Raw genomic sequence first — 19,610 nt, forward strand, 5'->3', positions numbered from 1 at the left:
TCTCGCTTTCTTTTAATTTTGACGAACCCACACGACCTTGACGCCGGTACCGATCTGGCCGGTACGCTGGATCAGCGACTGCGCATTCAATGCCGCGCGGTCCAGTCGGATCCGGCTGTTGACGAGGAACCAATTGCTTTTCACGTCCAACGACCCGGGCACCGGAGTGCGGCCGGCAATCTCGCTTTCGAACTTGGCGAGCGCGTCCCACGGCACGTTGCGGCGGCGCGCCAGCAAGGCATTCGCCTCGGACAGCGAAAACTTCGGAATCACCGCCGCCAGTACTTCGGCTGGCGCCGTGTTCACGTTGACCGGCGTGGGCACGGGCAACACGATGACATACGGACGCAGCTTTTCCAGTATTTCCGGCGTCATGCCGCGCACCGCCAGCAAATCCTCCACGTCGAGGAATTTCATCGGCGTGCCCAGGCCCGCGCGCGAGACTGCCTGCGTCGGGACCGCGTCGAGCGCGCCGCCGCCCGCGCCGTCGCCGTCGCCAGCCGCACCGGCGCCATCCGCGGCCGCGCCCGCATCCGGGTTGCCACCGTCGCTCGGATCGCTCTGCTGGCCGCCCACATCCTGGCCCGTGATCGGGTCGACCGCGCCGGCCGGCCGGATCAGCGGTTCGCTGCCGGCAACCAGGTTGGCCGCCGTTTGCGCCAGGGATGGGTTGATCTGCAAATTGCTCAGCAGGCGCTGGAAAATCTCGAGATGCGCCTTGTTGATGCGGTTGTTCAAGACCAGATTGCGCAGATTGTAACGCGAGGTGGCGTCCACGATGTTGCCGGAAAGACTGGCATCGAACACTTCGCCTTCGACCCGCTCGCGCTCGATGTACTGGTCGAGCCGGGTTTCGGCCAGCGGCGTGGCCCAGACCTGGGTCAGCGCCGTGTACTGGTTGGTGTAGGCGTCCTGGCGCAGCACCAGGGTCGACCAGTCGAGCGCGCCGCGCAGGATCCAGCGCGTCTGCAAGTGCAAGCGCTGGTTTTCCATCGAGCGCACTTGCACCTGCTGCTGCCAGAACAGGCTGGCGACGATCGAAATCGCCAGCGTGGTCAGCAGCAAGGCGGTAATGACGGCCACGCCGCGCTGGCGCCGCCGGGACCGGCCGAGGTGGCGTGGAAGCGGCATCAGATGCTCCCCAACAGGAACGACTTCGTAAGCGGCTGCGGGAAGTTGCGCACCGCCAGCACCACCTGCAGCCCGGTGATGGCGCTGGGCACGCCGCCCTGGACGGTGGCGACCGGCTGCTGTTGCCAGCCATTGTTTTGCCAGACGAGCACACCCATCGACTGCACGCCGCCCTGCAGGATCACCGGCGGGGTCGGATCGATATCGCTGATCGAGGCCTGCCACAGCGCATCGAGCTCGACCAGGTCGCGGGTCGTGTTCGATTCGCGCCGCATCAGCTGGCCATTGACCAGGCGGTAGGCGATCACTTGCAGGCGCGCCGGTTCGTTTTCATTGAACACGGTGCGCACCAGGGTCAGGCGGTTGTCGGCCTGCAGCAGGAAAGGACGGCTTCCGAGCAGCGTGGCATCGGCCGCATGCTCGCAGTCGCTTTGCATCTGGGCAAAGGCGAGCTGCATGCCGCGCGTCATTTCCATTTGCTCGGTCAACGCCACCCGGGCGCGCACGATGCCATCCAGGCCGCGCCAGCCGAGCACGGCCACCATGGCGAGGATGCCGATCGCCACCAGCAGTTCGACCAGCGTGAACCCGCGTGCGCGCTTCATCAGGTCGGCCTCAGGACGAGTTGGATCAGTTTCAGGATGCGCCGTTCCGGATTGTCCATGTCGAAGACCGACACTTCCACGCGGCGCAGCTGGGGATTCGGGCTGACCAGGACTTCCTCCTGGCACATCAGGCGCAGGTCGGCCTGGCCGCAGGCATAGCTGCGCTTGCCGACTTCGGGAAATTCGCGGTTCAGGCGAATCTGCACGAGGCGGTTCTCGGCCGACCAGGTCGCCATCATGGCCGCGCGCAGGCCGGCCCCGTTCGAGGCCAGGCTGCCGACGGCGCGCAGGCCGGCAGCCAGCGCGGTGCCGACGATGACGAGCGCCACGAGCACTTCGAGCAGGGTGAAGCCGGAGGATGGACGTGGACGGCTCACTGCGGCGCTCCCGGTTCGACGACCGTGAAATGGCCGACGCCGTCGGCGCGGATGGCGACGCTGTTGTCGCCGCTGGCCAGGGTCAGCACGAAGGGCTTGTCGACCGGTTCGCGGCCGAAGGTCACGCGCATGGTCTCGCCGCCGCCGATGCCGGCCGCGGGCGGGTCGAGCAACAGGCGCACGGGCGCGTTCTTGAACGGCCGCTCGCGCAACAAATCGTCCTGGGTGACGGGATTCCAGCCGGTGTCGTTGCGCACCATGAAGCGGTAGCGCTCGGGCGTGGCTTCGAAGGCGACCTGGCGGTTGCGCACGATGGCTTCGTCGCGCGCCAGCTGCAGCAGCAGGGTCAGGCGTTTCGCCTCGTTCTCGAGGTCCTGGCGCGGGCTCGGGATGGCATTGAGCGAGGCCATGCCGAGCGTGATGCCGATGATGACCATCACGACCAGGATCTCCACGAGCGTGAAGCCGTCGGCCCTGCGCGGCGGCGCGGCGCCAGCCATGCGATCTTATCCCTGCCAGGAGCCGACGTCGGCGTCTTCGCCCTCGCCGCCAGCCTGGCCGTCGGCGCCGAACGAGAAGATGTCGACTTCGCCATGCAGTCCGGGCGACAGGTATTGGTAGGAATTGCCCCAAGGATCCTTGGGCAGCTTCTCGACATAGCCGCCATCCTTCCAGCCATTGGCCGACGGGCCCGAGGTCGGTTTCGTCGTCAGCGCCGCCAGGCCTTGTTCGGTGGTCGGGTAGCGCTGGTTATCCAGCTTGTACAGTTTCAACGCTTGCATCAGGGTGGCGATGTCGGTCCTGGCCGCGACCACGCGCGACTCGCCTGTACGACCCAGCAATTTCGGCACGACGAGCGCGCCCAGGATGCCGATGATGACCACGACAACCATGATTTCAACGAGGGTGAAGCCGCGTGCGAGACGCCGGCCAATTGCACGGTGCGAAACGATCTGCATAGTCAATCTTGGAAAGGTGGATCGGAACAAGCGCGCGTGGCGCTCTCCTTAGTATAAGGCCGAATGGCGGCAGCGACTACCCGCGGCGGTGCGCCATTGTATTGCAGAGCAAATCCTGCTGCAGTTTCAGGCGTGCGCGAGCCTTTCCCGGCAAACAGGACACGCCGGATTGCGCGCCGCCTTGAACTCGGTCCAGGCCATGGCGCGCCCGTCGAGCATCAAGAGACGCCCGGCCAGCGGCGTGCCGAGCTGAAGGATGAGTTTCAAGGCCTCGGCCGCCTGGACCGCGCCGACGATGCCGACCAGGGGCGCGAAGACCCCCATCGTGCTGCATGCGACATCCTCGAAACCACTGTCCTCGGGAAAGATGCAGGCATAGCAGGGACAGTCGGCATGGCGCATGTCGAACACCGACAGTTGCCCGTCAAAACGGATCGCCGCGCCCGCCACCAGCGGCACGCGGGCCGCCACGCAGGCGCGGTTGAGGGCATGGCGGGTAGCGAAATTGTCGCTGCAATCGAGCACGACCGAGGCGCCGCGCACCAGCTCGCGCAGGCGCCCTGCGTCGGCGCGTTCGCACAGGGCGCTGACCGTGACATCCGGGTTGATCGCGGATAAAGCCCGGCGGCCGGACTCGACCTTCGGCAAGCCGATGCGTTCGGTCGTGTGCATGACCTGGCGCTGCAGGTTGGTCAGGTCGACGGCGTCGTCGTCGACCAGCGTGATGTGGCCGACGCCGCTGGCCGCCAGGTACATCGCCGCCGGCGAACCGAGGCCGCCGGCGCCGATGACGAGCGCATGCGCCGCCAGCAGGCGGGCCTGGCCTTCGATGCCGATCTCGTCGAGCAGGATGTGGCGCGAGTAGCGCAGCAGCTGGGTGTCGTTCACGTGGTGGTCGCGGGCGCGGACGGCATCGGGTCACGGGCAAGCGTGTACCCGGCTAAAGCCGCCCACTGTGCCGGTTATTTCTTCGAGCCCTTCAGCTCCGGTGGTTTGATTTCGCTCCCCGGCAATTCCTTCGGCGCAGGCGGCGTCGCGTCGGCCGCTTCGGCACTGGCGGCTTTCACCGGCAAGCCCTTGAAATGGTTCAAGGCCTGGGCCAACTGGAAATCGTCCTTGCCGCCCAGTTCGAGCGGTTTGCGGTTTTTCAGCAGGGCCAGCGCGCGCTGCTTCTGTTCGGCGCTGTCGCGGGCTTCCTTGGCGGGCGTGGCCGGTTTTTCGTTTTCTCCGGCCAGGTGGCGCTGCAGGTCGACTTCGCGCACGCGCAAGGCATTCAAGCCGTCGCCTTCGGCCGTTTCCTCGACTTTTACGTCGGGCACGATGCCGGTGGCCTGGATCGGCCGGCCCTTGGGCGTGTAGTAGCGCGCCGTGGTCAGTTTGATGGCCGTATCGGCCGACAGCGGGCGCAGCGTCTGCACCGAGCCCTTGCCAAAAGTCTGGCTGCCCATCACGATGGCGCGCTTGTAATCCTGCAAGGCACCGGCGACGATTTCCGATGCCGAGGCCGAGCCGCCATTGACCAGCACCACCATCGGCACGGTTTTCAGGGCGGCCGGCAATGTCGCCAGCGGATCGGCGCCGCGCGGCGCATAGAATTCACGGCGGCCATAGAAGAGCTGGTTCGAACTGGGCAACTGTCCCTTGGTCGAGACGATCAATTCTTCCTTCGGCAGGAAGGCGCTCGAGACGCCGATCGCGCCCGGCAGCAAACCGCCCGGATCGTTGCGCAGGTCGAGCACCAGGCCCTTGATGTTCGGGTTCTCGGCGTACAGGGCCGCCGTCTTGGTGGCGAGCTCGTCGAGCGTGGCTTCCTGGAACTGGCTGATACGCACCCAGGCGTAACCGGGTTCGACCATCTTGGCCTTCACGCTCAGCACGCGGATTTCCTCGCGCGTGACCGGCACCACCCAGGGACGGTCTTCGCCACGGCGGGCAATCGTCAGCGTCACCTTGCTGCCGGGCTTGCCACGCATTTTCTTGATGGCTTCGTCGATCGACAAGCCCTTGACCGGCACGTTGTCGATGCGGGTGATGAGATCGCCGGCCTTGATGCCGGCACGGTAGGCCGGCGAATCCTCGATCGGGGAAACGATTTTCACGTAGCCGTCTTCGGCGGCCACTTCGATGCCGACGCCGACGAATTTACCTTGCACGCTTTCGCGCATCTCGCGGTAGGACTTCTGGTCGAGGTAGACCGAATGCGGGTCGAGCGCGGCGACCATGCCGCCGATGGCATCGGACAAGAGTTTCTTGTCCTCGACCGGCACCACGTAATCGCTCTTGATCAGGCCGAAGACATCGGCCAGCTGGCGCAGTTCGTCCAGCGGCAGCGGGCTCGCTTCACCTTTCTGGGCCCAGGCCGAGACCTGCACCGTCAGCGCCACGCCGGCCACCATGCCGAGACCGACCAGCCCCATGCTTTTCACTGTGTTGCTCATCGCTGCCCCTAGAATTTGACCCAGCTTGCCGGATCGAAGGCTTTACCCAGATGCCTGAGTTCAAAGTATAGCCCCGATTCTTCGTTACCGCCGGTGTTGCCCGCGCTCGCAATCGGCTCGCCCGCCCGCACCGCGTCGCCCAGGCGTTTCAGCAGGGTCTGGTTGTTGGCATAGATCGACAGGTAGCTGCCCCCGTGGTCGATGATGATCAGGTTGCCGAAGCCGCGCATCCAGCCCGAGTGCACCACGCGGCCCACGGCCACCGAGCGTACTTCGGTGCCTTCCGGCGCCTTGATGAACATGCCTTTCCAGCTCGGACCGTCGCCGCCGCGCTTGGCGCCGAAACGCGCCGCGATGCTGCCGCTGATCGGCGCAGCGAGGCGGCCCTTCATGGCGGCAAACGCGCCGGCCGGGGCCGCGGGCGCCAGCGAAATGTCGGGCGTGCGCTCGACCGGCTGGGCCTGCTCGGCCACCTTCGGTTCTTCCGGTTCCGGCGGCAGCGGTTTGGGCGCCGGCTTGCCGGCCTTGGCCGCTTCGCGCGCCAACCGGTCGCGCTCGGCCTTGGCCTCGGCGCGCGCCAGTGCCCGCGCTTTCGCGGCCGCTTCGGCCTCGAGCCTGGCCTTGGCACGGGCGGCGGCCAGCGCTTCCTGGCGCTTGCGTTCGGCCTCGGCTTGTTCGCGGATCAGGCGCGTCAATTGATCGACCAGGCCGCTCATGCGCTGCTCGTCGCGCTGCAGGCTGTCGGCCTGCTTGCGTTGGACCACCAGCTTGCTCGACAGTTCGCCGAGCAAGGCGGCGCGCCTTGCCTTTTCTTTTTCGAGCACGCTTTTCTGGTCGCGCTGCTCCTGGGCGATTTCCTCGAGCTCGACCTTGGCGTTCTCGACCTTCTCGCGGTTGTCCTCGACTTGCGCCAGGTTCGCATTCAGCGAGGCCAGCAGTTTCGCCTGGGCCTGCGATACATAGGCCATCATCTGCAAATCGCGGTTGATCCGGTTCGGGTTATCGCCTGACAGCAGCAGTTTGATGCGGTCTTCATTGCCGGCCACATAGTGCTCGCGCAAGAGGGCAGACAATTGTTTCTTTTGACTAACAATTGTTTGTGCCAGGCGCTCCTGCTCGGTCGCCAGGTCTTGCAGGCGCACATTGGTTTCCAGGGTTTCCTGGGACAGGTCGCGCAGGGCACGGTTGGCGTCCGAAATTTTTTCTTCCGACTCGGCCAGGGTGTCGGCCACGTCCTCTTTTTCGCTCTCGGTGCGGCTGATTTCTTTTTTCAGCGCCGTGAGCTTTTGCTGGATACCGGCGCGCTGGGCTTCGGCAGCCGCTTTTTGACGGCTGCGTTCGGTTGGCTTGGCGGCCACGGCCGACCCTGCCACCGACAGGGCCAGCAAGCCGCACAGCAAGATGCCGGCGGCCGACTTCTCGATAGGAAAACGCAAGACTTACTTTGCCTTCCCTTGGTTCGCCACGGCCGCCACCGCCGCGGCGATCGCGTCCTGGTCGCCCAGGTAGTAGTGGCGGATCGGCTTCAGGTTTTCGTCGAGCTCGTAGACCAGCGGCTGGCCGTTGGGGATGTTCAAGCCGACGATGTCGGCGTCACTGATGTTGTCGAGCATCTTGATCAGGGCGCGCAGGCTGTTGCCGTGGGCCGAAATCAGGATTTGCTTGCCGGCGCGAATGGCCGGTGCGATCTCGTCGTCCCAGGCCGGCATCACGCGCGCGACGGTGTCCTTCAGGCATTCGGTCAGCGGAATGCTCGTCTTCGGCAAGCCGGCGTAGCGCGGGTCGCTGAAGGAGGCACGCGGGTCGTGTTCGTCGAGGGCCGGCGGCGGCGTGTCGTAGCTGCGGCGCCAGACCAGCACCTGCTCGTCGCCGTACTTGGCGGCCGTCTCTCCCTTGTCCAGGCCTTGCAGGGCGCCGTAGTGGCGCTCGTTCAAGCGCCAGTCGTTCTTGATCGGCAGGTACATCTGGTCCATTTCATCGAGCGCCAGCCAGAGCGTGCGGATCGCGCGTTTCAGGACCGAGGTATAGGCCAGGTCGAAGGCGAAACCGGCGTCGCGCAACGCGCGGCCGGCGTTCCTGGCTTCGTCGATGCCCTTGTCCGTCAGGTCGACGTCGACCCAGCCGGTAAAACGGTTGGCCAGGTTCCAGGTGGATTCGCCGTGGCGCATGAATACGATTTTGTACATAAGCTCTTCTATCAAAAAATTGCAAAAGGGTGACTCGCGACGCTGCCCAGGTCCCAAAAATATTTCAGTCCGGCTTCTATTTTATAATGCGCGGATTGCGTTCAACCATTGGAAGCCTTGTGAAATTCATCCTCGATAATATCTTCATCGTCGCCATTGCCGTCGTTTCCGGTGGCGCACTGCTGTGGCCAGCCCTGGCGCCCAAGGGCCGCCGCGCCTCCCCGCTGCAAGTGACCCAGCTCATCAACCGCGGCAAGACCACCGTGCTCGACGTGCGCAGCGCCGACGAATTTGCCGCTGGGCACATGCGCGACGCGAAAAACATTCCGCTGGCAGACTTGCGCAATCGCATCGGCGAACTGGAAAAGTCGAAAGGCCGCACCCTCGTCATCGTCTGCCAGACCGGCGCCCGCGCCGACAAGGCGGTGCGCCAGCTCAAGGCGGCCGGCTTCGAGGATGCACTCAGCCTGGAAGGCGGCATGACCGCCTGGACGGCTGCCGGTTTGCCGGTAACCAAGTAAATCTAGATACGAAGGAAACATTATGACCGCTCACGTCGTCCTCTACCACACCGCCAGCTGCCCCTATTGCGTGCGCGCCGAACGCCTCCTCGAAGGCAAGGGCATCACCGACATCGAACGCATCCGGGTCGACCTGGACCCGGAACAGCGCCAGATCATGATGCAAAAGACCGGCCGCCGCACGGTGCCGCAAATCTATGTGGGCGAAACCCATGTCGGCGGCTTCGACGACTTGTACGCACTCGACCAGGCGGGCCGCCTCGATCGCCTGCTCCAGGGCGAATAAACCACGCATTGGCAGGCCACGCGGGGCGGGAGGCGGGTCTTTCGGAGTCCCCCTCGCCGGAGCTATTGCATCCAAATTGATTTTGATACAATTGCCGTTGCGTTTGACTCCAAGCCCATCGGGGGCGGCGCCTGGCCGTCCCTTTTTACTTCACAACGAAAGCGTTCCATGTCTGACGAAAACCTGCAACCAGTCTTCCAAATCCAACGCGTCTACCTGAAAGACATGTCGCTGGAACAACCAAACTCCCCAGCCATCTTCCTCGAGCAAGAAGCCCCGACCATCGAGGTCTCGCTGGATGTTGGCGCTGAAGCGATCGCCGATGGTATCTACGAGTCGACCGTGACGATCACCGTGACCGCCAAGGTCAAGGACAAGGTTGCTTTCCTGGTCGAAGGCAAGCAGGGCGGCATCTTCGAGGCGCGCAACATTCCTGCCGACCAGATGGACCCATTGCTGGGCATCGGTTGCCCGAACATCGTCTACCCTTACCTGCGCGCGAACATCGCCGACGTGATCACCCGTGCCGGCTTCCCGCCAGTGCACCTGGCCGAGATCAACTTCGAAGTGTTCTACCAGCAGCGTCGCCAGGCGATGACCGAAGCCGCCGCCGCGCCGTCAAACTAAATCCACCCTTAGCTCAGCCAGTCGGCACGATGCCGGTTGGCGCGAGTCGTGCTGGGCATTCTTGCCGCGCCTTGTTGATCTTGAAACGCGCGGCGCGGATGCCCTTCCTGCCATATTGGCGTCTGGTTTGACTAAGTACTCGTACTTCAGCCCGAGGCCCTGCCATGACCAATTCCCGATTTTTCGCCACCGTGCTGCTGATGCTGGCATGGACGAGCGCCGGCGCGGCCGATTTCCGCTCCGTCGGCGCACCCTCGGTGGTGCTGTACGACGCGCCCTCGGTCAAAGGCGCCAAGCGCTATGTGGCGCCGCGCGGCATGCCGGTCGAGATCGTTGCCCGCTACGGCGACTGGGTCAAGGTGCGCGACGCCGATGGCGAACTGGCCTGGACCGAATCGAAAGGCCTGTCGGCACGCCGCAATGTCGTCGTCAAGGCGCTCTCGGCCAGGGTGCGCGCCGCGCCCGACGACCATGCCGCCATCCTCATGACGGCCGACAAGGGCGTGCTGCTCGAGCTGAGCGATCCGCAAGCGGGCGAGTGGGTACGGGTGCGCCACCAGGACGGCATTGCCGGCTTCGTGCGTGCTGCCGAGATTTGGGGCATCTGAATCCAACATGCAAGAAACCAAGACAATGAACAAGATTACGGTCCTCGGCGCCGGCGCCTGGGGTACGGCGGTCGCCATCGCCCTCGCCGCCCGCCACGACGTGCTGCTCTGGGGCCGCAATCCCGCGCAGATGGCCGCGACCGCCGCCGCGCGCGAGAACACCACTTACCTGCCCGGCCAGCCCCTGCCCGACAGCCTGCGCGTGAGCGCCGATTTCGAGCAAGCCCTGGCCCATGTCGAGCATGCCGGCGCAGACGAGGCGCCGCTGTTGATCGCGGCCTGTCCGGTCGCCGGCTTGCGCCCCTTGCTCGAGCAGCTCAAGGGGAGAACCAACATCCCGAACGTCGTCTGGCTCTGCAAGGGGTTCGAATACGGCACCGGCTTGTTGCCGCACCAGGTGGTGCGCGAAGTGCTGGGCGATGCGATACCGGCCGCGGTCTTGTCCGGCCCGTCGTTCGCGCAGGAAGTTGCGCGCGGCCTGCCCTGCGCGCTGGCGGTGGCGTCCACGTCGAAGGCCTTGCGCGACAGCGTCGTGGCCACGGTGCACGGCGGCAACCTGCGCGTCTATGCCTGCGACGACGTGATCGGCGTGGAGGTCGGCGGCGCCGTGAAAAACGTGCTGGCGATCGCCACCGGTACCGCCGACGGCCTGGGACTGGGTCTGAACGCACGTGCCGCCCTGATCACGCGCGGCCTGGCCGAGATCACCCGTCTCGGGCTCGCGCTGGGCGGCCAGGCCAGTACCTTCATGGGGCTGACGGGAATGGGCGATTTGATCCTCACCTGCACCGGAGACCTGTCGCGCAACCGGCGCGTGGGCCTGGCGCTGGCGCAAGGCAAACCGCTGGAGACCATCGTCGCCGAACTGGGCCACGTGGCCGAGGGCGTGCCGTGCTCGAAAGCGGTGCGCGACCTGGCGGCCCGGCTCGGCGTCGACATGCCGATCACGAATGCGGTCGCGGCGGTGCTGTTCGACGGCTATGACGCAGCCGAGATGGCGAAACAGTTGCTGGCGCGCGATCCGCGCAACGAATTGGCTTGACGGTGAGCGGCGGGCACGCCGTGCCCACCCTTTTCCCTTTAAGCGGCTTGACCGCGCGCCGCATTCGTCGGCCCTCCGCTGCGCACCGGCCCCAGCAGGATCGTCATCAGGACCACGCCATCGTCGTTGGCGCGGATCCCGTGCGGCTCGCCGCCGGCCAGGAACAGCATCTCGTTCGGACGCAGCACGACGCTGCGGCCATGGGCATCGACGACGACTTCGCCCTCCAGGCACAGCAGCGTTACCTCCCCTTCGACCCGGTGTTCCGGCATTGGCTTGTCCTTGGGGACGATCAGCCGGATCAGTTCCATGTGCTCGGTCTTCGCCAGCGCGATCGACGTGAAATTGGCAATGTCGTCTTCGTCGCGTCGCAAGGCGATCCGTTCGCCCGATGCTGCGTGTTGCAAGGCCATGTCGCCTCCTTATTCAATGTCTTCATGCGTGTGCGGCACCCCGCGCAGCCAAGTGACCAGCGCAAAGGCATCCTCGAATCCGCGCGCCAGCCGCGGCACCAGCGCATCCGGATCGTTTGCCTTGAGCGGCAGTTCCGTCCACACGAAAAAGCTTTTTAGCTTGATGTGCTCGATATGCGGGTGTCCCGGATCGAAGCCTTTTGGCGGACGCTGCAGCTTGTCTTCGTCCAGCAGGTCGCCATAGGTCGCGCGTAAGTGTTTATTCTTTAACATTTTTGCGAAACCTGTCGCATCGTTGACCACGTGTTCGCGGATGGCTTTCAGGCGCGCCGTTGGCGGCAGGTATTCGCCGGCGCCGATGCCGAGCGTGCCCTTGCCGTCGATCTGGAAATAATAGGTCGAGCCGCCGCCTTCGCTCGGACGGCGCTTGTTGTTGGGCGTGATGCCGGCCGAAAAGCGTGTTTTATACGGGGTCTTGTCGTTCGAAAAGCGGATATCGCGGTTGATGCGGAACATCGCCTTCTTCGGGTCGACGCCGGCGACCAGGCGGTCGAACTTGCTCAGCTCCCGGATCAGTTCGGTCACTACGGCCAGGAACTCTTCGCGCAGGATGTCGTAGCGCGGTTTGTTCATGATGAACCAGGGACGGGTATTGTTTTCGCTTAGCTCGCTAAGAAATTGCGTCAAGTCACGCAGGTGCATGGAAAGTCCAGGGAGGGGTTACGGGGAAGGGCGTGGCCGCTTGCCGACGGTCACATCGACGCTCGACTCGCGGTTCTGGCGCAACAGCTTCAAGCGCGCCTTGGTGCCGGGCGCCAGTTGGGCGATCAGGTTCAGCATCTCGCCGGTATTCTTGACGTTCTGGCCTTCGACAGCGAGCAGGATGTCGCCCGGGCGCACGCCGGCGCGGTCGGCCGGGCCGTTGCGCACGACGCCCGCAATGATGGCGCCGCTCTGGCGCCCGAGGCCGAAGCTGTCGGCCAGTTCCGGCGTGATCTCTTGCGATTCGATGCCGATCCAGCCGCGCACCACCTGCCCATGCTTGATGATCGATTCGAGCACCGTGCGCGCGGTCGAGACGGGAATGGCAAAGCCGATGCCGATCGAACCGCCGGTCTGCGAATAGATCGCTGAATTGATTCCCAACAAATTGCCTTGGATGTCGACCAGCGCCCCGCCCGAGTTGCCGAAGTTGATGGCGGCATCGGTCTGGATGAAATTCTCGTAGAGGTTGATGTGCAGGTTATTCCGTCCCAGCGCTGAAATGATGCCCATGGTGACGGTTTGGCCGACGCCGAACGGGTTGCCGATCGCCAGCACGACGTCGCCCACGCGCGCATTGTCCGGCTGGCCCAGTACCATCACCGGCAGGTTGCGTTCGCCGATGCGCAGCACGGCGAGGTCTGTTTCCGGATCGGTGCCGACGATGCGCGCGGCGACTTTTCTGCCATCGGCCAGGCCCACCTCGATCCGGTCGGCGCCTTCGACAACGTGGAAGTTGGTGATGATATAGCCTTCGCCGCTGACGATGACGCCCGACCCCAGGCTCGACATCTGCTCTTCGGGCGGCAGGCGGTCGCCGAAGAAACGGCGGAAGAACGGGTCTTTCAGGATCGGATGCGCTTCGCGCGAAGTCTTGCTGGTGAGGATGTTGACCACGGCCGGCATGGCGCGTCCGGCAGCTTCGCGGTAGCTCGCCGTGGGCGGACCGGGCGGCGCCTGCAGCACCGGCACCGCGCGCGCGCCGGGACCGACGGGCACCTGCACGGGCGGGCGTCCCAGCCAGTCCGGGCGCAGTGCCGCCACCACGAAATACAAGGCGAGCGCAACCGTCACCACCTGGGCAAACAGCAGCCACAGGCGGCGAAACGGCGATGCCGGACGGAGGGTGACGAGGTCGTCTTTCACGGCTCAGTTTGGCGGTGTGTGGCGCAGGGCGTCGCGGATTTCACGCAGCAGCAGGACGTCTTCCGGGGTAGCCGGCGCCGCCGCTGCCTGGGCCGGCACGACGCGCTCGCGCAGGCGGTTCATCAGGCGCACCATCTGGAAAATGATGAATGCAAGGATAATAAAATTCAGCAAGATCGTCAGAAAATTGCCATAGGCAATGACGGCGCCCGCTTTTTTTGCCTCGGCCAGTGCCAGGCCTGTCGCCTGGTTATTCAAGGGTATATAGTAGTTTGCGAAATCGAGGCCGCCGAAGATTTTGCCGATTGGCGGCATGATGACGTCTTGCACCAGTGAGTCGACAATGCGCCCGAATGCGCCGCCAATGATCACCCCGACCGCAAGGTCGACGACATTGCCGCGCAGAGCAAATTGCCTGAACTCATACATCATCGACATCGTGCACTCCTCGGGTTATCGAATTAACCAGGATGATGATACCGCAAGCGCTTTTCGTCGGCGCACATCATGCTTTCCGGGTCGGGAGGGCAAGACTGGCCTGGCCGGGAGGCGCGATCGCATGCCGCGAACCCCGCCGGCCTCGCCCGCCGATGGACACGCTACGCCCCGTCAGGCAGGCCAAACCGGCCGCCTTGCGGGACGCGCATGCTACCACCGATACACACGCGCTATTTTTTTCTCCAATAAAGATTGCCATTCACATATAATTTTGTGTTGCTGCAAGCTCTTAATTGATTCTCAAGATTCGTAATTTCACGGAGTGGGGTTGGGTATGAGTAATGAAAAGCAGGTCGATTCAGGCCGGCGCGGTTTGCTCGTTGCGACATGCGCAGCGGGCGGCGTCGTCGGTGTGGCCACTGCAGGTGCACTGGTCAGTACCTTCCAACCGTCCGAGCGGGCCAAGGCTGCCGGCGCTCCGGTCGAAGTGGACATCTCGGACGTCAAGCCGGGAGAGATGAAAGTGGTGGAGTGGCGTGGCAAGCCGGTATGGATCCTGCGCCGCACGCCGGAAATGCTCGCCAGCCTGCCGAAGAACGACGCGCTCGTTGCCGACCCCAAGTCCGAAAAAATCTTCCAGCTCGACATGCCGGAGTACGCGAAGAACGAATTCCGCGCGCGCCCCGAGCACAAGGAAGTGCTCGTTACCGTCGGCATTTGCTCGCACCTGGGGTGCTCGCCCTCTTCGCGCCTGTCGCCGGGCGCGCAGCCGAACTTGCCGGATGACTGGCAGGGCGGCTTCATGTGCCCCTGCCATGGCTCGACCTTCGACCTGGCCGGCCGTGTGTTCAAGAACAAGCCGGCACCAACGAACATGGACATCCCGCCGTACATGTACCTGTCCGACAACAAGATCGTGATCGGCAAAGACGAGAAAGGCGAGGCATAACATGGGCGCCGCATTCAAGGAAACGAAATTGCCGGCCGACGCGCCGGCCGGCCAGAAGGCGCTGGCCTGGGTCGACGACCGCTTCCCGCTGTCGAAACTCTGGAACGACCAATGGGGCAAGTACTACGCCCCGAAAAACTTCAATATCTGGTACCTGTTCGGCTCGCTGGCGATGCTGATCCTGGTGCTGCAGATCGTTACCGGCATCTTCCTGACGATGCATTACAAACCGGACGCGAATCTTGCCTTCGGCTCGGTCGAATACATCATGCGTGAAGTGCCGTGGGGCTGGCTGGTGCGCTACATGCACTCGACCGGCGCCTCGGCCTTCTTCATCGTCGTCTACCTGCATATGACCCGTGGCCTGCTCTACGGTTCCTACCGCAAGCCGCGCGAATTGATCTGGGTCTTCGGTTTCGCCATCTTCCTGTGCCTGATGGCCGAAGCGTTCTTCGGCTACCTGCTGCCATGGGGCCAGATGTCGTACTGGGGCGCGCAGGTGATCGTCAACCTGTTCGGCGCGATTCCCGTGATCGGCCCGGACCTGTCGCTGTGGATCCGCGGCGACTACGTGGTCTCGGACGCGACCCTGAACCGCTTCTTCGCCTTCCACGTGATCGCCCTGCCGCTGGTGCTGCTCGGCTTGGTCGCGGCGCACCTGATCGCGCTCCACGAAGTCGGCTCGAACAACCCGGACGGCATCGAAATCAAGGACCACATCGGCCCTGACGGCCACCCGCTCGACGCGATTCCGTCGCATCCGTACTACTCGACGAAAGACTTGTTCGGCGTCTCGATGTTCTTGCTGATTTTCTCGGCAGTCGTCTTCTTCGCGCCGGAAATGGGCGGCTATTTCCTCGAGTACAACAACTTCATCCCGGCCGATTCGATGAAGACGCCGGCGCACATCGCCCCGACCTGGTACTTCACGCCCTTCTACTCGGTGCTGCGCGCCACCACGGCCGACTTCATGTACGTGCTGATGGGCGCCATCGCCCTGTATGTCGTGTTCATCTGGATGAAATCGCGCCTGTCGTTCAAGGCCAAGGCGGCGGTCGCCGTCATTGCCCTGATCCTGATCATCGGCATGCTGCCGCAGGTGCTGGAAGCGAAATTCTGGGGCGTGGTGCTGTTCGGCTCCTCGGTCGTGATCATCGGCCTGCTGCCTTGGCTGGATCACTCGCCGGTGCGTTCGATCCGTTACCGTCCGGACTGGCACAAATGGGTCTACATGCTGTTCGGCCTGTCGTTCATCGCCCTCGGCTACCTCGGCACCCAGCTGCCGACGCCGGCCTACACGATCATTTCGCAGGTGTGCACGCTGTTGTACTTCAGCTTCTTCCTCCTGATGCCGTGGTGGAGCGCCGCCGGCCGGTTCAAGCCGGTGCCGACGCGCGTGACCTTCCATCCGCATTGATCACAGGCTCAAGCTCAAGGACAAACATGAACTTCACGAAGAAACTGATTGCGGTCCTGGCCCTGGTGCCGGGACTGGTATTCGCCAGCGAAGGCGGTTTTCCGCTCGACCGCGCACCGGAACGCAGCGACATGGCTTCGCTGCAAAACGGCGCCAAGCTGTTCGTCAACCATTGCCTCAACTGCCATTCGGCCTCGTCCATGCGCTACAATCGCCTGCGCGATCTGGGCCTCTCCGACGAGCAGATCAAGAACAACCTGTTGTTCTCGGCCGACAAAGTGGGCGAACTGATGAAGACGTCGATGCGCGCGGACGACGCCAAGGCATGGTTCGGCGCCGCGCCGCCGGACCTGTCGGTCATCGCGCGCGCGAAGTCGTCGTCGGCGGGCAGTGGCGCCGACTACCTGTACACCTATCTGCGCACCTTCTACAAGGACGATACCCGTCCGACCGGCTGGAACAACATGGTCATGCCGAACGTGGCGATGCCGCATGTGATGTGGCAGATGCAGGGCGTCCGTATCCCGAAAATGGTGGAGCAGGCCGATCCGCACGACGCCAGCAAGAAGATCCATGCCTTCGCCGGTTGGGAGCAGGTGGCACCGGGCACGATGTCGTCGGCGGACTTCGACACCGCGACGGCCGACCTGGTTGCCTATCTCAGTTGGATGGCTGAGCCAGCGCAAGGAACCCGCAAGAAACTCGGTGCTATCGTGTTGATTTTCCTGTCAATATTCGCTTTCCTGGCTTGGCGCTTGAATGCCTCTTACTGGAAAGATCTGAAGTAATTCGTTTTCATTGCCCGCTTGGCTATAATACGGGCAATTATTTTTTCGGGGTGAGTCGCTCGGCGCTTCACCCCTTTGTTTCTTAAGGAACGCCAACCATGATGGTTCTCTACTCCGGCACCACGTGCCCGTTCTCGCAGCGCTGCCGCCTCGTCCTGTTCGAAAAGGGCATGGATTTCGAAGTGCGCGACGTCGACCTGTTCAACAAGCCGGAAGACATCTCGACGATGAATCCCTACGGCCAGGTCCCGATCCTGGTCGAGCGCGAACTGATCCTGTACGAATCGAACATCATCAACGAGTATATCGACGAGCGCTTCCCGCATCCGCAGCTGATGCCGGCCGACCCGCTCATGCGCGCCCGTGCCCGCCTGATGCTGTTCAATTTTGAAAAAGAATTGTTCGTCCACGTGCACGTGCTGGAAAGCGACCGCAACAAGACGAACGAAAAGGCCCATGACAAGGCACGCGCTGAAATCCGCGATCGCCTGACGACGCTGGCTCCGCTCTTCCTGAAGAACAAGTACATGCTCGGCGACGAATTCTCGATGCTCGACGTGGCAATCGCGCCGCTGCTGTGGCGCCTGGACCACTACGGCATCGAACTGTCGAAGACTGCGGCGCCGCTGATGAAGTACGCCGAGCGCATCTTCTCGCGCCCGGCCTACATCGAAGCGCTGACGCCGTCGGAAAAGGTGATGCGCCGCTAAAGCGCGTCCGGCAGCGGGTGCGGCCGTGCGCGGCACCCGCACCCGCCTGTTGCCTGCGGTTTGCCGTTTCACTTGCCAGTGTTGCGACGTCGTTTGACAAACCGCAGTAAGCTGCTACATGCGTTCGTATCTGCCACGCGCGTGCGCCGGCCAGCGCGCCGCGGCAATGCATGTGGCTGCGGTGGCGTATCCGATCGCCGCCCCTTGAAGGACTACTGTTTAACTCATCTGCACATGCCTGACATCTCCACCAAGCCCTATTTGCTGCGCGCCCTCTACGAATGGTGCACCGACAGCGGTTTCACGCCCTATCTCGCGGTCAAGGTCGATGCAGCTACGACAGTGCCGATGGAATACGTCAAAAAGGGCGAGATCATCCTGAACATTGCCTATGGCGCGACGTCGGGCCTCAAGATGGATAACGACGCGATCCACTTCCGCGCCCGTTTTGCCGGCGTCTCGCGCGAGATTTACGTGCCGGTGCAGAACGTGCTGGCGATCTACGCCAACGAAAACGGCCAGGGCATGGCGTTCGACGTCAGCACCACCGCAGCCGCGCTGCCCACGACGGCAGAAGAGCCGGCGGCAAGCGCCCCGACCCTGTCGGCCGTGCCGGATCGGGCCGGTGAGACGCAGGCGCCGGCGGTGTCGCATTCGCCCGACGGCGACGATGAGCCGCCTAAAAAAGGCGGTCGCCCGACGTTGACCAGGATTAAATAGCGTTATAATTCTTGCCGTACAGATTACGCCGGCTTAGCTCATTTGGTAGAGCAGTTGATTTGTAATCATCAGGTGGCCAGTTCGAAACCGGCAGCCGGCACCAGTAAAATCAAGCACTTAGCCCAACCTTTTGGTTGGGCTTTTTGCTTTTATGAACTTCATGTAGGCACTATGTAGGTTCACAGCCGAGTCGACAGAAGCAGTAGACTCCGGAACGTGTCAATGAATTTGAAACACCTCGTGGAATTATGAGAGTCTAACTCTCTTGTTCAGACTGCTTTTTTCTCTGTGGCTGGTGGATTGATCCACGCTGCTGTCGGCAGCTTGGCCTGTCGCGGTACGCGGTGCTTGAAGCGGCCCGGCGTGCGTTTGTAGGCGCTTTCGAGCGTTGCCTGGCGCAGCTTGCGGATCTCGGCGGCACGGCCGGTATGGACGCTTTCCGGGGTCGTCATCCCGATGCCGGAATGGCGGTGCTGCCGGTTGTACCAGGTGAAGAAGGTCGCGCAGTGGGCGCGGGCTTGGCAGGCGTCGGCAGCGGCAAGAATGCGCAGCTTCTCGGCGTTGGAAAAGGTGCGCCGCTTGGCGGTCGGAACGACCTCGGGATCGGGACGGGTCGCTGGCGTGGCTGGACTGCTGGGTTCAACAGGATTGCTAATTTGATGCTTTCGGTTGTGCATGTTGGGAACCTACCGCTGTACTCTAAATTAATCGGGTAGGTGTCTCAAGATATATTGGCACAGGGGGTTCGCCGAAGCGCAGATACTGGGCTCGATAAGGTGGCGCCACGATGCTCATTGGCAGGCTGAGGTCCACGTCCGAATTCGTCAGCAGTGTTTCCAGCGCTGGCGTGGCTCGATCACCGTCCCCTTATTCAAGTGGTATTTCAGGTTCGTGCTGACTTCGATTGCGAGCATACGGCGATTCGCTGCTACTTTCTCGGTCTCCTCCTTCGGCACAAGAGACATGGGATGCATGTGCCCCAACTGCCACGATAGCTCCTGCCTGATGCTCCAGCAGAGCGTGCCCGGATCTTGCCAGCGGCGCCAGACCTCGGTGCTCCCGAGCGCTCTCGTCCAAGCGTCGATCGCGCCCTGGTTGCGGAACTGGACCGGATACGGTCGGCCGAAAAGGGTCGTCACCCGGCTGCAGTCCAGCGCCGGGGCGACATCGATAACATCGTCCGCCGGCCTCCGCGACGAACGACGGCCAAGCATGATCGGGCCGGCACTTCCGGCGTGCGCTGGCCCATGTCGTTTCAGGTTTTTCGGCATGTCAGGTCCACCTATCAAAGCGGTTCGATAAAACTGCAGTCAGGAAAACTGTAGACATGGCTCAGGGAAACGTATTGACTGCCATCAATTTCGCTTTGGCGACACCGAGGTAACGTAGCCGCTGGACAATTTTCCACTTGCGCTACGGCTTTGCCGAGCGGCTATCGGAGGCAGTCAATGGGCGTAAGCCAGGTAATCGCGGCCGGTGCCGCGCTG

The 19,610-nt window shown here is 63.3% G+C and carries 25 protein-coding genes and 1 tRNA gene; 11 read left to right on the forward strand and 15 right to left on the reverse strand.

Annotation, left to right across the window (positions count from 1 at the left end; translation table 11 throughout):
- Nucleotides 1-12: 12 nt before the first annotated feature.
- The 9 genes from gspK to gpmA all read right to left on the reverse strand — a co-directional run bounded on the left by gspK (nucleotide 13) and on the right by gpmA (nucleotide 7,696).
- Nucleotides 13-1,131 (reverse strand): type II secretion system minor pseudopilin GspK, encoded by a 1,119-nt coding sequence (gspK, locus tag ACFPOU_RS18610; protein ID WP_379724659.1) that lies wholly within the window; start codon nucleotides 1,129-1,131, stop codon nucleotides 13-15.
- On the reverse strand, nucleotides 1,131-1,736 hold the full coding sequence (locus ACFPOU_RS18615; RefSeq protein ID WP_379724662.1) for a PulJ/GspJ family protein: 606 nt from the start codon (nucleotides 1,734-1,736) through the stop codon (nucleotides 1,131-1,133). Before ACFPOU_RS18615 ends, gspK begins: the two co-directional genes overlap by 1 nt.
- The gene (gene gspI / locus ACFPOU_RS18620) at nucleotides 1,736-2,113 is read right to left on the reverse strand and encodes a type II secretion system minor pseudopilin GspI (protein WP_379724665.1); all 378 of its coding nucleotides are present in this window, start codon (nucleotides 2,111-2,113) and stop codon (nucleotides 1,736-1,738) included. The genes ACFPOU_RS18615 and gspI overlap by 1 nt, the downstream gene beginning before the upstream one ends.
- On the reverse strand, nucleotides 2,110-2,613 hold the full coding sequence (locus tag ACFPOU_RS18625; protein ID WP_379724668.1) for a GspH/FimT family pseudopilin: 504 nt from the start codon (nucleotides 2,611-2,613) through the stop codon (nucleotides 2,110-2,112). Before ACFPOU_RS18625 ends, gspI begins: the two co-directional genes overlap by 4 nt.
- Before the next feature lie 6 nt (nucleotides 2,614-2,619).
- Nucleotides 2,620-3,072: a type II secretion system major pseudopilin GspG gene (gene gspG / locus ACFPOU_RS18630; RefSeq protein ID WP_379724671.1), complete on the reverse strand. Its 453-nt coding sequence runs from the start codon at nucleotides 3,070-3,072 to the stop codon at nucleotides 2,620-2,622.
- Between the two features lie 126 nt (nucleotides 3,073-3,198).
- Entirely contained in the window at nucleotides 3,199-3,960 is a 762-nt protein-coding gene (locus tag ACFPOU_RS18635; protein WP_379724674.1) for a HesA/MoeB/ThiF family protein, read from the reverse strand.
- Nucleotides 3,961-4,034: 74 nt separating this feature from the next.
- Nucleotides 4,035-5,510, reverse strand: a complete 1,476-nt coding sequence (locus tag ACFPOU_RS18640; protein ID WP_379724677.1) for a S41 family peptidase — start codon at nucleotides 5,508-5,510, stop codon at nucleotides 4,035-4,037.
- An 8-nt stretch (nucleotides 5,511-5,518) separates the two neighbouring features.
- Nucleotides 5,519-6,946: a murein hydrolase activator EnvC family protein gene (locus ACFPOU_RS18645; protein WP_379724680.1), complete on the reverse strand. Its 1,428-nt coding sequence runs from the start codon at nucleotides 6,944-6,946 to the stop codon at nucleotides 5,519-5,521.
- Nucleotides 6,947-6,949: 3 nt separating this feature from the next.
- Nucleotides 6,950-7,696, reverse strand: coding sequence for a 2,3-diphosphoglycerate-dependent phosphoglycerate mutase (gene gpmA, locus ACFPOU_RS18650; protein WP_379724683.1), 747 nt, complete (start codon nucleotides 7,694-7,696; stop codon nucleotides 6,950-6,952).
- A 119-nt stretch (nucleotides 7,697-7,815) separates the two neighbouring features.
- Between gpmA and ACFPOU_RS18655 the strand changes: the two genes are divergently transcribed.
- The 5 genes from ACFPOU_RS18655 (at nucleotide 7,816) to ACFPOU_RS18675 (ending at nucleotide 10,780) form a co-directional block, all read left to right on the forward strand.
- On the forward strand, nucleotides 7,816-8,217 hold the full coding sequence (locus tag ACFPOU_RS18655) for a rhodanese-like domain-containing protein (RefSeq protein WP_379724686.1): 402 nt from the start codon (nucleotides 7,816-7,818) through the stop codon (nucleotides 8,215-8,217).
- A 22-nt stretch (nucleotides 8,218-8,239) separates the two neighbouring features.
- Nucleotides 8,240-8,503 carry a glutaredoxin 3 gene (gene grxC, locus ACFPOU_RS18660; RefSeq protein ID WP_379724689.1) on the forward strand — a complete coding sequence of 88 codons (264 nt, stop codon included), beginning with the start codon at nucleotides 8,240-8,242 and terminating at the stop codon, nucleotides 8,501-8,503.
- A gap of 168 nt (nucleotides 8,504-8,671) precedes the next feature.
- Nucleotides 8,672-9,130: a protein-export chaperone SecB gene (gene secB / locus ACFPOU_RS18665; RefSeq protein ID WP_379724692.1), complete on the forward strand. Its 459-nt coding sequence runs from the start codon at nucleotides 8,672-8,674 to the stop codon at nucleotides 9,128-9,130.
- A 164-nt stretch (nucleotides 9,131-9,294) separates the two neighbouring features.
- Nucleotides 9,295-9,738 carry an SH3 domain-containing protein gene (locus ACFPOU_RS18670; RefSeq protein WP_379724695.1) on the forward strand — a complete coding sequence of 148 codons (444 nt, stop codon included), beginning with the start codon at nucleotides 9,295-9,297 and terminating at the stop codon, nucleotides 9,736-9,738.
- 25 nt (nucleotides 9,739-9,763) lie between these two features.
- Entirely contained in the window at nucleotides 9,764-10,780 is a 1,017-nt protein-coding gene (locus ACFPOU_RS18675) for an NAD(P)H-dependent glycerol-3-phosphate dehydrogenase (protein WP_379724698.1), read from the forward strand.
- 38 nt (nucleotides 10,781-10,818) lie between these two features.
- On the opposite strand, the gene ACFPOU_RS18680 is transcribed toward ACFPOU_RS18675, so the two are convergent.
- Genes ACFPOU_RS18680 through mscL form a run of 4 tightly spaced genes read right to left on the reverse strand, consistent with a single transcriptional unit; the run spans nucleotide 10,819 to nucleotide 13,539 of the window.
- Nucleotides 10,819-11,193 (reverse strand): cupin domain-containing protein, encoded by a 375-nt coding sequence (locus ACFPOU_RS18680; protein ID WP_379724701.1) that lies wholly within the window; start codon nucleotides 11,191-11,193, stop codon nucleotides 10,819-10,821.
- A gap of 9 nt (nucleotides 11,194-11,202) precedes the next feature.
- Entirely contained in the window at nucleotides 11,203-11,895 is a 693-nt protein-coding gene (locus ACFPOU_RS18685) for a DUF2461 domain-containing protein (RefSeq protein ID WP_379724704.1), read from the reverse strand.
- An 18-nt stretch (nucleotides 11,896-11,913) separates the two neighbouring features.
- Nucleotides 11,914-13,101, reverse strand: coding sequence for a Do family serine endopeptidase (locus ACFPOU_RS18690; RefSeq protein WP_379724707.1), 1,188 nt, complete (start codon nucleotides 13,099-13,101; stop codon nucleotides 11,914-11,916).
- A gap of 3 nt (nucleotides 13,102-13,104) precedes the next feature.
- On the reverse strand, nucleotides 13,105-13,539 hold the full coding sequence (mscL, locus tag ACFPOU_RS18695; RefSeq protein WP_379724712.1) for a large conductance mechanosensitive channel protein MscL: 435 nt from the start codon (nucleotides 13,537-13,539) through the stop codon (nucleotides 13,105-13,107).
- Nucleotides 13,540-13,873: 334 nt separating this feature from the next.
- Between mscL and petA the strand changes: the two genes are divergently transcribed.
- The 6 genes from petA (at nucleotide 13,874) to ACFPOU_RS18725 (ending at nucleotide 18,226) form a co-directional block, all read left to right on the forward strand.
- Complete coding sequence (petA, locus tag ACFPOU_RS18700) at nucleotides 13,874-14,488, forward strand: ubiquinol-cytochrome c reductase iron-sulfur subunit (protein WP_379724715.1); 615 nt, start codon at nucleotides 13,874-13,876, stop codon at nucleotides 14,486-14,488.
- 1 nt (nucleotide 14,489) lies between these two features.
- Nucleotides 14,490-15,905: a cytochrome b gene (locus ACFPOU_RS18705; RefSeq protein ID WP_379724718.1), complete on the forward strand. Its 1,416-nt coding sequence runs from the start codon at nucleotides 14,490-14,492 to the stop codon at nucleotides 15,903-15,905.
- Nucleotides 15,906-15,931: 26 nt separating this feature from the next.
- A complete protein-coding gene (locus tag ACFPOU_RS18710; RefSeq protein ID WP_379724721.1) occupies nucleotides 15,932-16,693 on the forward strand; it encodes a cytochrome c1 in 762 nt (253 codons plus the stop codon).
- Between the two features lie 98 nt (nucleotides 16,694-16,791).
- Nucleotides 16,792-17,403, forward strand: a complete 612-nt coding sequence (locus ACFPOU_RS18715) for a glutathione S-transferase N-terminal domain-containing protein (RefSeq protein WP_056342583.1) — start codon at nucleotides 16,792-16,794, stop codon at nucleotides 17,401-17,403.
- Nucleotides 17,404-17,637: 234 nt separating this feature from the next.
- Nucleotides 17,638-18,123, forward strand: coding sequence for a ClpXP protease specificity-enhancing factor (locus ACFPOU_RS18720; RefSeq protein WP_379724725.1), 486 nt, complete (start codon nucleotides 17,638-17,640; stop codon nucleotides 18,121-18,123).
- Nucleotides 18,124-18,150: 27 nt separating this feature from the next.
- Nucleotides 18,151-18,226, forward strand: a tRNA-Thr gene (locus ACFPOU_RS18725).
- Between the two features lie 166 nt (nucleotides 18,227-18,392).
- On the opposite strand, the gene ACFPOU_RS18730 is transcribed toward ACFPOU_RS18725, so the two are convergent.
- Nucleotides 18,393-18,800 carry an integrase core domain-containing protein gene (locus ACFPOU_RS18730; protein ID WP_379724728.1) on the reverse strand — a complete coding sequence of 136 codons (408 nt, stop codon included), beginning with the start codon at nucleotides 18,798-18,800 and terminating at the stop codon, nucleotides 18,393-18,395.
- 147 nt (nucleotides 18,801-18,947) lie between these two features.
- Complete coding sequence (locus tag ACFPOU_RS18735) at nucleotides 18,948-19,394, reverse strand: hypothetical protein (RefSeq protein WP_379724731.1); 447 nt, start codon at nucleotides 19,392-19,394, stop codon at nucleotides 18,948-18,950.
- Nucleotides 19,395-19,610: the final 216 nt, after the last annotated feature.

The organism is Massilia jejuensis (assembly GCF_042656795.1).
Taxonomy (GTDB): Bacteria; Pseudomonadota; Gammaproteobacteria; order Burkholderiales; family Burkholderiaceae_D; genus Telluria; species Telluria jejuensis.

Coding starts and splice junctions, on each gene's coding strand:
- gspK (WP_379724659.1), bottom strand. CDS start 1,131: ATGCCGCTTCCACGCCACCTCGGCCGGTCCCGGCGGCGCCAGCGCGGC.
- ACFPOU_RS18615 (WP_379724662.1), bottom strand. CDS start 1,736: ATGAAGCGCGCACGCGGGTTCACGCTGGTCGAACTGCTGGTGGCGATC.
- ACFPOU_RS18625 (WP_379724668.1), bottom strand. CDS start 2,613: ATGGCTGGCGCCGCGCCGCCGCGCAGGGCCGACGGCTTCACGCTCGTG.
- gspG (WP_379724671.1), bottom strand. CDS start 3,072: ATGCAGATCGTTTCGCACCGTGCAATTGGCCGGCGTCTCGCACGCGGC.
- ACFPOU_RS18640 (WP_379724677.1), bottom strand. CDS start 5,510: ATGAGCAACACAGTGAAAAGCATGGGGCTGGTCGGTCTCGGCATGGTG.
- gpmA (WP_379724683.1), bottom strand. CDS start 7,696: ATGTACAAAATCGTATTCATGCGCCACGGCGAATCCACCTGGAACCTG.
- grxC (WP_379724689.1), top strand. CDS start 8,240: ATGACCGCTCACGTCGTCCTCTACCACACCGCCAGCTGCCCCTATTGC.
- secB (WP_379724692.1), top strand. CDS start 8,672: ATGTCTGACGAAAACCTGCAACCAGTCTTCCAAATCCAACGCGTCTAC.
- ACFPOU_RS18670 (WP_379724695.1), top strand. CDS start 9,295: ATGACCAATTCCCGATTTTTCGCCACCGTGCTGCTGATGCTGGCATGG.
- ACFPOU_RS18675 (WP_379724698.1), top strand. CDS start 9,764: ATGAACAAGATTACGGTCCTCGGCGCCGGCGCCTGGGGTACGGCGGTC.
- ACFPOU_RS18680 (WP_379724701.1), bottom strand. CDS start 11,193: ATGGCCTTGCAACACGCAGCATCGGGCGAACGGATCGCCTTGCGACGC.
- ACFPOU_RS18685 (WP_379724704.1), bottom strand. CDS start 11,895: ATGCACCTGCGTGACTTGACGCAATTTCTTAGCGAGCTAAGCGAAAAC.
- mscL (WP_379724712.1), bottom strand. CDS start 13,539: ATGTCGATGATGTATGAGTTCAGGCAATTTGCTCTGCGCGGCAATGTC.
- petA (WP_379724715.1), top strand. CDS start 13,874: ATGAGTAATGAAAAGCAGGTCGATTCAGGCCGGCGCGGTTTGCTCGTT.
- ACFPOU_RS18705 (WP_379724718.1), top strand. CDS start 14,490: ATGGGCGCCGCATTCAAGGAAACGAAATTGCCGGCCGACGCGCCGGCC.
- ACFPOU_RS18710 (WP_379724721.1), top strand. CDS start 15,932: ATGAACTTCACGAAGAAACTGATTGCGGTCCTGGCCCTGGTGCCGGGA.
- ACFPOU_RS18715 (WP_056342583.1), top strand. CDS start 16,792: ATGATGGTTCTCTACTCCGGCACCACGTGCCCGTTCTCGCAGCGCTGC.
- ACFPOU_RS18720 (WP_379724725.1), top strand. CDS start 17,638: ATGCCTGACATCTCCACCAAGCCCTATTTGCTGCGCGCCCTCTACGAA.
- ACFPOU_RS18730 (WP_379724728.1), bottom strand. CDS start 18,800: ATGCACAACCGAAAGCATCAAATTAGCAATCCTGTTGAACCCAGCAGT.
- ACFPOU_RS18735 (WP_379724731.1), bottom strand. CDS start 19,394: ATGCCGAAAAACCTGAAACGACATGGGCCAGCGCACGCCGGAAGTGCC.